The sequence below is a fragment of the Cupriavidus necator N-1 genome, assembly GCF_000219215.1.
Classification (GTDB): Bacteria; Pseudomonadota; Gammaproteobacteria; order Burkholderiales; family Burkholderiaceae; genus Cupriavidus; species Cupriavidus necator.
Window position 1 is genome coordinate 1,477,428 of the sequence record NC_015726.1, and the last position, 13,612, is coordinate 1,491,039.

12 protein-coding genes are annotated in these 13,612 nt (G+C 66.9%); 9 read left to right on the forward strand and 3 right to left on the reverse strand.

Annotation, left to right across the window (positions count from 1 at the left end):
- Positions 1-6 precede the first annotated feature (6 nt).
- A complete protein-coding gene (locus CNE_RS07125; protein WP_013956450.1) occupies positions 7-210 on the reverse strand; it encodes a hypothetical protein in 204 nt (67 codons plus the stop codon).
- A 445-nt stretch (positions 211-655) separates the two neighbouring features.
- On the opposite strand from CNE_RS07125, the gene CNE_RS07130 reads away from it, so the two are divergent.
- The 9 genes from CNE_RS07130 (at position 656) to CNE_RS07170 (ending at position 11,596) form a co-directional block, all read left to right on the forward strand.
- Entirely contained in the window at positions 656-2,425 is a 1,770-nt protein-coding gene (locus CNE_RS07130) for a class I poly(R)-hydroxyalkanoic acid synthase (protein ID WP_013956451.1), read from the forward strand.
- 84 nt (positions 2,426-2,509) lie between these two features.
- Complete coding sequence (locus CNE_RS07135) at positions 2,510-3,691, forward strand: acetyl-CoA C-acetyltransferase (protein ID WP_013956452.1); 1,182 nt, start codon at positions 2,510-2,512, stop codon at positions 3,689-3,691.
- Between the two features lie 76 nt (positions 3,692-3,767).
- Complete coding sequence (locus tag CNE_RS07140) at positions 3,768-4,508, forward strand: 3-ketoacyl-ACP reductase (protein ID WP_013956453.1); 741 nt, start codon at positions 3,768-3,770, stop codon at positions 4,506-4,508.
- A 435-nt stretch (positions 4,509-4,943) separates the two neighbouring features.
- A complete protein-coding gene (phaR, locus tag CNE_RS07145) occupies positions 4,944-5,495 on the forward strand; it encodes a polyhydroxyalkanoate synthesis repressor PhaR (RefSeq protein ID WP_013956454.1) in 552 nt (183 codons plus the stop codon).
- 293 nt (positions 5,496-5,788) lie between these two features.
- Positions 5,789-6,757, forward strand: coding sequence for a tRNA dihydrouridine synthase (locus CNE_RS07150; RefSeq protein WP_013956455.1), 969 nt, complete (start codon positions 5,789-5,791; stop codon positions 6,755-6,757).
- Positions 6,758-6,902: 145 nt separating this feature from the next.
- Entirely contained in the window at positions 6,903-8,282 is a 1,380-nt protein-coding gene (rimO, locus tag CNE_RS07155; protein ID WP_035820084.1) for a 30S ribosomal protein S12 methylthiotransferase RimO, read from the forward strand.
- A gap of 92 nt (positions 8,283-8,374) precedes the next feature.
- Positions 8,375-9,559 (forward strand): beta-ketothiolase BktB, encoded by a 1,185-nt coding sequence (bktB, locus tag CNE_RS07160; protein WP_013956457.1) that lies wholly within the window; start codon positions 8,375-8,377, stop codon positions 9,557-9,559.
- 8 nt (positions 9,560-9,567) lie between these two features.
- Positions 9,568-10,206, forward strand: coding sequence for a hypothetical protein (locus tag CNE_RS07165; protein ID WP_013956458.1), 639 nt, complete (start codon positions 9,568-9,570; stop codon positions 10,204-10,206).
- Positions 10,207-10,372: 166 nt separating this feature from the next.
- The gene (locus CNE_RS07170; protein ID WP_013956459.1) at positions 10,373-11,596 is read left to right on the forward strand and encodes a cystathionine beta-lyase; all 1,224 of its coding nucleotides are present in this window, start codon (positions 10,373-10,375) and stop codon (positions 11,594-11,596) included.
- Between the two features lie 6 nt (positions 11,597-11,602).
- Here the strand turns inward: CNE_RS07170 and CNE_RS07175 are convergent, their stop codons facing one another.
- Positions 11,603-11,842 carry a DUF2789 domain-containing protein gene (locus CNE_RS07175; RefSeq protein ID WP_010810122.1) on the reverse strand — a complete coding sequence of 80 codons (240 nt, stop codon included), beginning with the start codon at positions 11,840-11,842 and terminating at the stop codon, positions 11,603-11,605.
- A gap of 117 nt (positions 11,843-11,959) precedes the next feature.
- Positions 11,960-13,609, reverse strand: a complete 1,650-nt coding sequence (locus CNE_RS07180) for a PepSY-associated TM helix domain-containing protein (protein ID WP_013956460.1) — start codon at positions 13,607-13,609, stop codon at positions 11,960-11,962.
- Positions 13,610-13,612 lie beyond the last annotated feature (3 nt).

Here is a 13,612-nt window from a genome sequence, read left to right on the forward strand (position 1 = left end):
GCTGCCTCACTCGTCCTTGCCCCTGGCCGCCTGCGCGCGCTCGGCTTCGGCCTTGCGCCGCCGCCGGCCGGGCGTGCCCATGATGTAGAGCACCAGCGCCACCGGCGCCACGCCATACATCAGGAAGGTGGCAACCCCTGCCACCACGGTGTGCTCGGTGATCGCCATCATCAGCGCCACGTAGAGCCAGCCAATGGCCACGATGTACATCAAAATTTCATCCTTCTCGCCTATGCTCTGTGGCCTCGGCAGATGCGAGCGCTGCATACCGTCCGGTAGGTCGGGAAGCGCGCGGCGCCGGGACGGATTCCCGCATTGACAGCGCGTGCGTTGCAAGGCAACAATGAGCTCAAATGTCTCGGAATCGCTGACGATTCCCAGGTTTCTCCGGCAAGCATACCGCATGGCGTTGCCACGCCAGAGTGTCGCGTTTGCCGGATAAAAGGGGAGCCGCTATCGGAATGGACGCGAGCTATGGCCGCAGCAGGTGCGGTCTAGGCTTCCAGCCAGTTCCAGGGCAGATGTGCCGGCAGACCCTCCCGCTTTGGGGAGGCGCAAGCCGGGTCCATTCGGATAGCATCTCCCCATGCAAAGTGCCGGCCAGGGCAATGCCCGGAGCCGGTTCGAATAGTGACGGCAGAGAGACAATCAAATCATGGCGACCGGCAAAGGCGCGGCAGCTTCCACTCAGGAAGGCAAGTCCCAACCATTCAAGTTCACGCCGGGGCCATTCGATCCAGCCACATGGCTGGAATGGTCCCGCCAGTGGCAGGGCACTGAAGGCAACGGCCACGCGGCCGCGTCCGGCATTCCGGGCCTGGATGCGCTGGCAGGCGTCAAGATCGAGCCGGCGCAGCTGGGTGATATCCAGCAGCGTTACATGAAGGACTTCTCAGCCCTGTGGCAGGCCATGGCCGAGGGCAAGGCCGAGGCCACCGGGCCGCTGCACGACCGGCGCTTCGCCGGCGACGCGTGGCGCACCAACCTGCCATACCGCTTCGCTGCCGCGTTCTACCTGCTCAATGCGCGCGCCTTGACCGAGCTGGCCGATGCTGTTGAGGCCGATGCCAAGACGCGCCAGCGCATCCGCTTTGCGATCTCGCAATGGGTCGATGCGATGTCGCCCGCCAACTTCCTCGCCACGAATCCCGAGGCGCAGCGCCTGCTGATCGAGTCGGGCGGCGAATCGCTGCGTGCCGGCGTGCGCAACATGATGGAAGACCTGACGCGCGGCAAGATCTCGCAGACCGACGAGAGCGCGTTTGAGGTCGGCCGCAATGTCGCGGTGAGCGAAGGCGCCGTAGTCTTCGAGAACGAATACTTCCAGCTGTTGCAGTACAAGCCGCTGACCGACAAGGTGCATGCGCGCCCGCTGCTGATGGTGCCGCCGTGCATCAACAAGTACTACATCCTGGACCTGCAGCCGGAGAGCTCGCTGGTGCGTCATGTGGTGGAGCAGGGGCATACGGTGTTCCTGGTGTCGTGGCGCAATCCGGACGCCAGCATGGCTGGCAGCACCTGGGACGACTACATCGAGCACGCGGCCATCCGCGCCATCGAAGTCGCGCGCGACATCAGCGGCCAGGACAAGATCAACGTGCTCGGCTTCTGCGTGGGCGGCACCATTGTGTCGACTGCGCTGGCGGTGATGGCCGCGCGCGGCCAGCACCCGGCTGCCAGCGTCACGCTGCTGACCACGCTGCTGGACTTTGCCGACACCGGCATCCTCGACGTCTTTGTCGACGAGGGCCATGTGCAGCTGCGCGAGGCCACGCTGGGCGGCGCCGCCGGCGCGCCGTGCGCGCTGCTGCGCGGCCTTGAGCTGGCCAATACCTTCTCGTTCCTGCGCCCGAACGACCTGGTGTGGAACTACGTGGTCGACAACTACCTGAAGGGCAACACGCCGGTGCCGTTCGACCTGCTGTTCTGGAACGGCGACGCCACCAACCTGCCGGGGCCTTGGTACTGCTGGTACCTGCGCCACACCTACCTGCAGGACGAGCTCAAGGTGCCGGGCAAGCTGACTGTGTGCGGCGTGCCCGTGGACCTGGCCAGCATCGACGTGCCGACCTACATCTACGGCTCGCGCGAAGACCATATCGTGCCATGGACCGCGGCCTATGCCTCGACCGCGCTGCTGGCGAACAAGCTGCGCTTCGTGCTGGGTGCGTCGGGCCATATCGCCGGTGTGATCAACCCGCCGGCCAAGAACAAGCGCAGCCACTGGACCAACGATGCGCTGCCGGAGTCGCCGCAGCAATGGCTGGCTGGCGCCACCGAGCATCACGGCAGCTGGTGGCCGGACTGGACCGCATGGCTGGCAGGCCAGGCCGGCGCGAAACGTGCCGCGCCCGCCAACTACGGCAATGCGCGCTATCCCGCGATCGAACCCGCGCCTGGGCGATACGTCAAAGCCAAGGCATGACGCTTGCATGAGGGCCGGCGTGCGTCATGCACGGCGCCGGCAGGCATGCAGGTTCCCTCCCGTTTCCATTGAAAGGACTACAAAATGACTGACGTTGTCATCGTATCCGCCGCCCGCACCGCGGTCGGCAAATTTGGCGGCTCGCTGGCCAAGATCCCGGCGCCGGAACTGGGTGCCGTGGTCATCAAGGCCGCGCTGGAACGCGCCGGCGTCAAGCCGGAGCAGGTGAGCGAAGTCATCATGGGCCAGGTGCTGACCGCCGGTTCGGGCCAGAACCCCGCACGCCAGGCCGCGATCAAGGCCGGCTTGCCGGCGATGGTGCCGGCCATGACCATCAACAAGGTGTGCGGCTCGGGCCTGAAGGCCGTGATGCTGGCCGCCAACGCGATCATGGCGGGCGACGCCGAGATCGTGGTGGCCGGCGGCCAGGAAAACATGAGCGCCGCCCCGCACGTGCTGCCGGGCTCGCGCGACGGCTTCCGCATGGGCGATGCCAAGCTGGTCGACACCATGATCGTCGACGGCCTGTGGGACGTGTACAACCAGTACCACATGGGCATCACCGCCGAGAATGTGGCCAAGGAATACGGCATCACGCGCGAGGCGCAGGATGAGCTCGCGGTCGGCTCGCAGAACAAGGCCGAAGCCGCGCAGAAGGCCGGCAAGTTTGACGAAGAGATCGTCCCGGTGCTGATCCCGCAGCGCAAGGGCGACCCGGTGGCCTTCAAGACCGACGAGTTCGTGCGCCAGGGCGCCACGCTGGACAGCATGTCCGGCCTCAAGCCTGCCTTCGACAAGGCCGGCACGGTGACCGCGGCCAACGCCTCGGGCCTGAACGACGGCGCCGCCGCGGTGGTGGTGATGTCGGCGGCCAAGGCCAAGGAACTGGGCCTGACCCCGCTGGCCACGATCAAGAGCTACGCCAACGCCGGTGTCGATCCCAAGGTGATGGGCATGGGCCCGGTGCCGGCCTCCAAGCGCGCCCTGTCGCGCGCCGAGTGGACCCCGCAGGACCTGGACCTGATGGAGATCAACGAGGCCTTCGCCGCGCAGGCGCTGGCGGTGCACCAGCAGATGGGCTGGGACACCTCCAAGGTCAACGTGAACGGCGGCGCCATCGCCATCGGCCATCCGATCGGCGCGTCGGGCTGCCGTATCCTGGTGACGCTGCTGCATGAAATGAAGCGCCGCGACGCCAAGAAGGGCCTGGCCTCGCTGTGCATCGGTGGCGGCATGGGCGTGGCGCTGGCAGTCGAGCGCAAATAAGGAAGGGGTTTTCCGGGTCCGCGCGCGGTTGGCGCGGACCCGGCGACGATAACGAAGAGCCAATCAAGGAGTGGACATGACTCAGCGCATTGCGTATGTGACCGGCGGCATGGGTGGTATCGGAACCGCCATCTGCCAGCGGCTGGCCAAGGATGGCTTTCGTGTGGTGGCCGGCTGCGGCCCCAACTCGCCGCGCCGTGAAAGGTGGCTCGAGCAGCAGAAGGCACTCGGCTTTGACTTCGTTGCTTCTGAAGGCAACGTGGCTGACTGGGACTCGACCAAGACCGCATTCGACAAGGTCAAGGCCGAGGTCGGCGAGGTCGATGTGCTGATCAACAACGCCGGCATCACCCGCGACGTGGTGTTCCGCAAGATGACCCGTGCCGACTGGGACGCGGTGATCGACACTAACCTGACCTCGCTGTTCAACGTCACCAAGCAGGTGATCGACGGCATGGCCGACCGCGGGTGGGGCCGTATCGTCAACATCTCGTCGGTGAACGGGCAGAAGGGCCAGTTCGGCCAGACCAACTACTCCACCGCCAAGGCCGGCCTACACGGCTTCACCATGGCGCTGGCGCAGGAAGTGGCGACCAAGGGTGTGACGGTCAACACCGTTTCGCCGGGCTATATCGCCACCGACATGGTCAAGGCGATCCGCCAGGACGTGCTCGACAAGATCGTCGGGACGATCCCGGTCAAGCGCCTGGGCGAGCCGGAAGAGATCGCTTCGATCTGCGCCTGGCTGTCGTCGGACGAGTCCGGTTTCTCGACCGGCGCTGACTTCTCGCTCAACGGCGGCCTGCATATGGGCTGACCTGCCGGCCTGGTTCAACCAGTCGGCAGCCGGCGCTGGCGCCCGCGTATTGCGGTGCAGCCAGCGCGGCGCACAAGGCGGCGGACGCTTCGTTTCGCCGCCTGTTTCGCGGGCTGTCATGGCCCGCGAATCGTTTCTGCCCGCGTGGCATTCCTCCCTTTTTGCGCCAGTTCACCGGGTTTTCCTTAAGCCCGTTCGCTTTTCTTAGTGCCTTGTTGGGCATAGAATCAGGGCAGCGGCGCAGCCAGCACCATGTTCGTGCAGCGCGGCCCTCGCGGGGGCGAGGTTGCAGGCCGCCACGCGCAGCCATGCGCGAACAGGCCACAGACGGCCGGCACGACAACAAGCAGATGGCGCGGGCGATACCGATTTGCGCACTGCACCCCATGCGGTGCAGCAGCGCGCAAACAGCGATGACACAAGGACAGAGCACCGATGGCCACGACCAAAAAAGGCGCAGAGCGACTGATCAAAAAGTATCCGAACCGCAGGCTCTACGACACCCAGACCAGCACCTACATCACCCTCGCCGACGTCAAGCAGCTGGTCATGGATTCAGAGGAATTCAAGGTCGTCGACGCCAAGTCTGGTGACGAACTGACCCGCAGCATCTTGCTGCAGATCATCCTGGAAGAAGAGTCGGGCGGCGTGCCGATGTTCTCCAGCGCGATGCTGTCGCAGATCATCCGCTTCTATGGTCATGCCATGCAGGGCATGATGGGCACCTACCTGGAAAAGAACATCCAGGCCTTCATCGACATCCAGAACAAGCTGGCCGAGAACTCCAAGGGCCTGTATTCCGGCGAAACCTTCAGCCCCGACATGTGGTCGCAGTTCATGAACATGCAGGGCCCGATGATGCAGGGCATGATGAGCAACTACATCGAGCAGAGCAAGAACCTGTTCGTGCAGATGCAGGAGCAGATGCAAAGTCAGGCCAAGAATATGTTCGGGACGTTCCCGTTCAACCAGCCGGACAAGAAGTAAAGCACTAGCGGCGGGCTCTGCACCCTCCGCATATCCCGCACGCGGGCTGGCACTCAGCCCGCGCTCGCATGCAGGCGGATGCCCAGCGCCCGCACACCTCCCTGAAGGCCCTGCCGACGCAAAGCAGGTAGAATGCGCGGTCTGTGCCCCCAGGCGCACGCAATCACGCAACTCTCTCCAGCGGCGGCTCAGTGTGGACTCGCCTTTTGTGCGCGAAACCCCATGCCCTCCGTTATCCAATATGCTCGTCCGGCCTTTAAGGCCTGGTCCTCTGCTTCGGTGAAGGCTTCGCCATGAGCCGGCTGTTCCTGGCCCCCATGGAAGGGCTCGCCGACTACGTCTTGCGCGACGTGCTGACCGATACCGGCGGCTACGACGGCTGTGTATCCGAGTTCGTTCGTGTGACGGGTTCGTTGCTTCCTGCGCGCGTTTACGAGCGCGATACGCCCGAAATCCTCGCCGGCGGCTATACCCGCAGCGGCACGCCGATGGTGATCCAGTTGCTCGGCAGCGACCCGGAATGGCTGGCGCGCAATGCGGCCTATGCCGCGACCTTGTCGCCACATGGCATCGACCTGAACTTCGGCTGTCCCGCCAAGGTCGTCAACCGGCATGGCGGCGGCGCCATGCTGCTGACGAATCCTGAGTTGTTGAGCCGGATCGTTGCGTCCGTGCGCGCTGCGGTGCCGGCCCATATTGCCGTGACGGCAAAAATGCGGCTGGGCGTCTCCGATACCTCGTTGGCGATTGATTGCGCCACGGCGCTGGCCGAGGGCGGCGCGGCCTCCCTCGTGGTCCATGCCCGGACGCGGGACCATGGCTACCGGCCGCCGGCCCACTGGGACTGGATCGCGCGCATTGCGGCGGCGGTGGACGTGCCCGTGATTGCCAACGGAGACGTCTGGACGGTCGCGGACTGGGAACGCTGCCGGGCCGTCAGCGGTTGCGCCGACGTGATGATCGGGCGCGGCGCCGTGTCCGACCCTTTCCTGGCCTTGCGCATTCGCGGGCTGATGGACAGCACGCCGTCAGACGAGGAGTGGCCACTGGTGCTGCGCCAGATCGCCACTTACCTGAAAAAGCTGCATGCCCGTATTGCCTCCTGCCACGAGCATGGGCGCGTGAAACTGTGGCTCAGCTATCTCAAGCGGACCTGGCCACAGGCCGCCGAACTGCATGCAGCCATCCGGCGCATGCAGGGCTCCGTGGAGATAGAGCGGGTCCTGGAAGGCCTGCCGGGAGCTGCTACCGCGCCGGAATGACGCGGCATTGCCGCAGCCTGGGCCACATGTGTGGAGTCAGGCGCCGAGAATTCATGGCAAACGGTTAAAATGCGCGATTGGCTCACCGGCCGCCGGCCCTGTCCCCGCATATTCCGCCGCGCCTGCCCCACATTCGGATTGCACCGTGAAAAACCCTTCAGAATCAACGACCCAGAAAGACCATAGTCCGCGTGTGGGATTCGTTTCCCTTGGCTGCCCCAAGGCGCTGGTCGACTCCGAGCAGATCATCACCCAACTGCGCGCCGAGGGCTATGCCATCAGCGGCACCTATGACGGCGCCGACCTGGTCGTGGTCAATACCTGCGGATTTATCGACGAGGCCGTGCAGGAGAGCCTGGACGCCATCGGCGAGGCCCTGACCGAAAACGGCAAGGTCATCGTCACCGGCTGCCTCGGGGCGAAGAAGGATGCGGCGGGCCACGACATCGTGTCGTCGGTGCACCCCAAGGTGCTGGCCGTGACCGGCCCGCATGCGCTGGGCGAGGTGATGCAGGCGGTGCACACGCACCTGCCCAAGCCGCATGACCCGTTCACCGACCTGGTGCCGGCCGCCGGCATCAAGCTGACGCCCAAGCACTACGCCTACCTGAAGATTTCGGAGGGGTGCAACCACCGCTGCTCGTTCTGCATCATCCCGTCGATGCGCGGAGACCTGGTGTCGCGCCCGGTGGCCGAGGTCATGCTGGAGGCCGAGAACCTGTTCAAGGCCGGCGTCAAGGAACTGCTGGTGATCTCGCAGGACACCAGCGCCTACGGCGTCGACGTCAAGTACCGCACCGGCTTCTGGAACGGCCGCCCGCTCAAGACCCGCATGACCGAACTGGTGGCGGCGCTGGGCGAGCTGGCTGCGCAATATGGCGCCTGGGTGCGCCTGCACTACGTCTACCCGTACCCGCACGTGGACGAGATCATCCCGCTGATGTCGCAGGGCCACGTGCTGCCGTACCTGGACGTGCCGCTCCAGCATGCGCACCCAGACGTGCTCAAGCGCATGAAGCGCCCGGCCAATGCCGAGAAGACCATGGATCGCATCCGCGCCTGGCGCGAGATCTGCCCTGAGCTGACCATCCGCAGCACCTTTATCGCCGGCTTCCCGGGCGAGACCGAGGCGGAGTTCCAGACGCTGCTGGACTTTATCGCCGAGGCCGAGCTGGACCGCGTCGGCTGCTTCGCCTATTCGCCGGTGGAGGGCGCCACCGCCAACGACCTGCCGGGCGCGCTGCCCGACGAGGTGCGCGAGGAACGCCGCGCCCGCTTCATGGAAGTGGCCGAAGAGGTCTCGGCGCGACGCCTGCAGCGCAAGGTCGGCCAGACCCTGCGCGTGCTGGTGGACGAGGTCAACCAGGACGGCGGCATCGGCCGTTCCTCCGCGGATGCGCCGGAAATCGACGGCCTGGTCTATATCGCGCCGCCGGAGCGCCATTCCCAGCGCTACCGCGCCGGCGAGTTCGTCGACGTGAAGATCACCGGCGCCGACGGCCACGATCTGTGGGGCGAGGTCTGAAACGGGTTGATTAGGTAAAAGTACGCTCGTTCGATTTCGTCCGCGTCCCGCTATACTGTGCGGTGCAACATAACCCTCATGGAGACAAAGTCATGACGCGTGAAGTGGTAGTGGTGAGCGGTGTCCGTACCGCGATCGGGACCTTTGGCGGCAGCCTGAAGGATGTGGCGCCGGCGGAGCTGGGCGCGCTGGTGGTGCGCGAGGCGCTGGCGCGCGCGCAGGTATCGGGCGACGATGTCGGCCACGTGGTGTTCGGCAACGTGATCCAGACCGAGCCGCGCGACATGTATCTGGGCCGCGTCGCGGCCGTCAACGGCGGGGTGACGGTCAATGCCCCCGCGCTGACCGTGAACCGCCTGTGCGGTTCGGGCCTGCAGGCCATCGTCAGCGCCGCGCAGACTATCCTGCTGGGCGATACCGACGTCGCCATCGGCGGTGGCGCGGAAAGCATGAGCCGCGCGCCGTACCTGGCGCCCGCGGCCCGCTGGGGCGCACGCATGGGCGATGCCGGCCTGGTCGACATGATGCTGGGCGCGCTGCACGATCCCTTCCATCGCATCCACATGGGCGTGACCGCCGAGAACGTCGCCAAGGAATACGACATCTCGCGCACGCAGCAGGACGAGGCCGCGCTGGAATCGCACCGCCGCGCTTCGGCCGCGATCAAGGCCGGTTACTTCAAGGACCAGATCGTCCCGGTGGTGAGCAAGGGCCGCAAGGGCGATGTCACCTTCGACACCGACGAGCACGTGCGTCATGACGCCACCATCGACGACATGACCAAGCTCAGGCCGGTCTTCGTCAAGGAAAATGGCACGGTCACGGCCGGCAATTCCTCGGGCCTGAACGACGCCGCCGCCGCGGTGGTGATGATGGAGCGCGCCGAAGCCGAGCGCCGCGGCCTGAAGCCGCTGGCCCGTCTGGTGTCGTACGGCCATGCCGGCGTGGACCCCAAGACCATGGGCATCGGCCCGGTGCCGGCGACCAAGATCGCGCTGGAGCGCGCCGGCCTGCAGGTGTCGGACCTGGACGTAATCGAAGCCAACGAAGCCTTTGCCGCGCAGGCGTGCGCGGTGACCAAGGCGCTCGGCCTGGATCCGGCCAAGGTCAACCCGAACGGCTCGGGCATCTCGCTGGGCCACCCGATCGGCGCCACCGGTGCCCTGATCACGGTGAAGGCGCTGCATGAGCTGAACCGCGTGCAGGGCCGCTACGCGCTGGTGACGATGTGCATCGGCGGCGGGCAGGGTATTGCCGCTATCTTCGAACGCATCTGAGGTTAGCCTTGCGCCCGGCTTTGCTGACGAAGAACCTCTGCACGCTGGGCCTGGCCGCCGTGCTCGCCCTGGCGGGCACGGTGCAGGCAGCGCCGGGCACCGAGCTGTCGACCGGCCCGGCTAACGTTGCACCCGCTGGCGGGCCTGCCGGCGGGGAAGGCCTGGGCATCAACCAGGCCATTCGCGACGGCGAAGCCCGGCGCGGCGGCACCTCGCTTTCCACTGGCGCGCCAAGACCTCTGGCGCCGCGGCCGGAATATGCGTCGCTGCCGGTCTACGTCGGCAAGGTCGGCGACCAGCCGGTGCGGCTGCGCCTGGGCCCCAAGCCTGACGAGCGCGACAGCGTGCGCGGCGAATACGCAGGCCGTGGCGCCGGTGTGCGCCTGCTGGCCGGCGAGTGGGAGGGCGGCGCCTTCCTGATGGAGGAGTCCGACGACGGCACCCGCGTGTCGGGCAACTGGGAAGGCAGCATCGACGCCAGCGGCGCCGTGCGCGGCACCTGGACCGATGCGTTCAACCCGGCCATCGTGCTGCCGTTCTTTATCCGCCCGCTGGGCGTGCTGGTGATCCCCCCGTTTGACATGACGCCCAACAGCGGCGTCACCTACGCGCCGCCAGCGCCGAAGTCCTCGATTTCCGGCTGGTAAGCCGTTTCCTGGTGCCCGCCGTTGCCATCACCGGTGGCGCGGCCGGCATTTGCTGGTAAGCTCGAAGGCTCATCGAGTCTCATTCCTGACCGTTGCCGCGCTTCTGCCCGGGCATACCGCCGGGGCAGCGCGCCGTGGCCGGCCAGCAGCCAGCAAGGAAACCGCCGTGTCCGATTCGCCATCCGACAAGCCCGCGTCGCCCGCCCATTACCTGCAAACCGTTGCGGTCCAGCCCGAGCTGGAGATCGCGCCCGGCTTTGCCTCGTTTTCTCCCGCCACGCACCGCGGCTCCACCGTGGTGTTCCGCAACCTGGCCGAACTGCGTGCCCATGGCGACGGTGCGACCACTTACTGGCGCTATGGCCTGCACGCGACGCCCACCAGCGAGGCGCTGTGCCAGCACCTGGCGCTGCTGGAGGGCGCGCGCCACACGCTGCTGCAGCCGTCAGGACTCGCAGCAATCTCGCTGGTCTACTTCGCGCTGCTCAAGAGCGGCGACGACGTGCTGGTGCCGCGCAACGTCTACGGCCCCAACCGCGACCACGGCGAGTGGCTGGCACGCGAATTCGGCGTGACCGTGCGCTACTACGACCCGATGGACGCCGCTGCGGTGGCGGCGATGATCCGGCCGAATACGCGCCTGGTCTGGATGGAGTCGCCCGGTTCGGTGACCATGGAAGTGCCCGACAGCGACGCCATCGTCGCCGCGGCCAGGGCGCGCGGCGTGCTGACCGCGATCGACAATACCTGGTCGGCCGGCATCTACTTCCGCCCGTTCGACAAGGGCATCGATATCTCGGTGCAGGCGCTGACCAAGTACCAGTCCGGCGGCAGCGACGTGCTCATGGGCGCGGTCCTGACCTGCGACGATGCCCTGCATGAGCGCCTGAAGCGCACCCGCATGCTGATGGGCTGGGGTGTTTCCGCCGATGACTGCCACCTGGTGCTGCGCGGGCTGCCGAGCCTGCCGGTGCGCCTGGCCGCGCATGACCGTGCGGCCCGCGAAGTGGCGGAGTGGCTGCACCAGCGGCCCGAGGTTTCGCGCGTGCTGCATCCGGCGCTGCCGGACTGCCCCGGCCACGCCAGCTGGCGGCGCGATTTCACCGGTGCCAGCGGGCTCTTTGCCATCATCCTGCGGGCAAGCTATACGCGCCAGCAGGTGGATGCCTTCGTCGAGGCGCTGCAGCTGTTTGCGATCGGCTGGTCCTGGGGCGGCGCCCACAGCCTGGCCGTGCCATACCACGTGCAGGGCATGCGCCCGGCGGGCACCTGGCCGCCGGCCGGCTGGCAGGACACCGGCGAACTGGTGCGGCTTTATATCGGCCTGGAAGACACGCGCGACCTGATCGCCGACCTGCGCCAGGCGCTGGAGGCTACGCTGGCCGCGTAAGCGGCCTCAGGCCGGCTGTCTCAGGGCGAGATTGAGCTGGTCGACGACCTCGGCCCAGTCGGCGTCGTCCAGCAGCTCGTCGCGCAGCAGCGTAGCCTGGGCGGGGGTCCAGAACGGTGCCTCGGCCAACTCGACATCGTCGGGCAGCGGGGCGTGCGTGCCGATAAAGCTGCGGATGCTGGCTTCGTCGGAGGCCAGGCCGAGTTGGGCGAACAGTTCGGAAAACTGGTGGAAGGTCGATTCCATGGCGGTCGGCTCGATGTTGTTGGCCTGAGATAGTGTAGGGCAGCGGCCGGGCTGGCGCGGTCAAGGAAACAAAAACGGACGCTGCTGCGTCCGTTTTTGCGTGCGGGCGCCGTGCGCTCAGGGCGTATCCGCGCTGGGCATCGTCTTGGCGCTCGCGGTGGGCTTGGCGGCTTGTGCTGCTTGGGCTGCCTGCGGCATCGCCCACACCGACTCCGCCGGCCAGCTGCGCGCGCGGCGCTGCGTGGCGCGGGCCAGGGCGACAAAGCCCGCGGCCAGCGCGATCGCGCCGATATCGAAGCCGGCGATGATCCAATGCCCGCTGGGGATGCTGTGCAGCAGGTGGTCGCCGGTCAGGATCGCGTTCGCCAGCGGCACGGTCAGCGACGCCAGCGCGGCGGCGTAGAGCAGCTCCACCGCGGCGCGTACCGGCGGGCGCAGCAACGCCCAGGCACAGGCCAGACCAAACACCGTGAAATAGGTGTAGCTCACCGCGCGCTCCGGCCACAGCAGCGCCGCCGGGAAGCACAGCGCCACGCCGATGCAGCAGCCGATGCACACACCGACCGTGCCCTGCGCCAGCAGCCGGTGCACGCGCGGCTGCTCGGCCTGGCGCACCTTGCGCCGCGACTCGATCCACAGCAGGTTGCCCGAATAGAACAGGAAGGCGCCGGCCAGCCCGGCCAGCAGGTAGACCAGGCGCACCGGCAGCTCGCCGAAGGTGCCGAAATGCAGCGCGTACAGCGCGCTGTAGAGCCCGTGGTTGCTGTCGCGCGTGCCGGCGGTCTGGTTGGCGGTCAGCTGGCCCGCGTTGGGCTCGCCGCTGGCGGCATGGATGCCGACCGAGCCCAGGTTGCCGAGGGCCTGCGTGCTGGTGCCGCGCACTTCCACCACGGCATTGGCGTCGCCAAAGCGCTGGAAGCGGAACGACTCGGGCGCGAAACGCTCGCCGCCGTGCTCGCGCGCAATCTGCATCAGCGTGGCGGTGGGCATGGTCGGCACCGTACGGCCGGCCGCGGCCACTTCCGGTACGGCGGTGGTGGCACGGGGCACCGCCTCAAACAGGCGGCCGTCGAAGGTCAGTGTGTTGAACACCGTCATCAGCACCAGCGACACGGAGAACAGCGCGCCGGTGATGGCAAAGACCAGGTGGAAGGGCAGGCTGAACAGGCCCAGCACATTGTGGGTGTCCATCCAGAAGCGCTTCAGGTTGCGCCCGGGGCGCACCGCGAACAGGTCCTTCTTCAGCCGCGGCAGGTGCAGCAACACGCCCGACACCAGCGCCAGCCCGTACAGCACCGAGATCGCACCCATGAAGTAGATGCCGCCGACCGGGATCCCCAGCGAGTAGTGCAGGCTGTTCAGGAACGCCGACAGTTCGCCGATCACCTGGTCGCGCGAGGTGTCGCGCTGCATCGCGGCGTCGCCGGCCAGGCGGGCGTCGGTGGTCATCTGCCACTCGCCGGACTTGTCCTGCCAGTAGGCCGAGATATTGGGCTCGCCCTCCGACGGCATGATCACGTAGGAACTGGCCGCGGCCTCGGGGTGGATCGCGACCAGTTTCTGCATGAAGCGGTCGACCGCGGCCGGGTCGGCCTTGGCCTCGACCGGCGCGCTGCCCTTGAGCCGCGACGGCGACTGCCACACATGCAGTTCGTGGTGGAACACGGTGACCGCCCCGGCAAAGAAGGCGATAAACAGGGTCCAGCCGGCCATCAGGCCGACCCAGGTATGCAGCATCTGGTACAGGCGCAGGGTTGCGGTTTTCAAGAT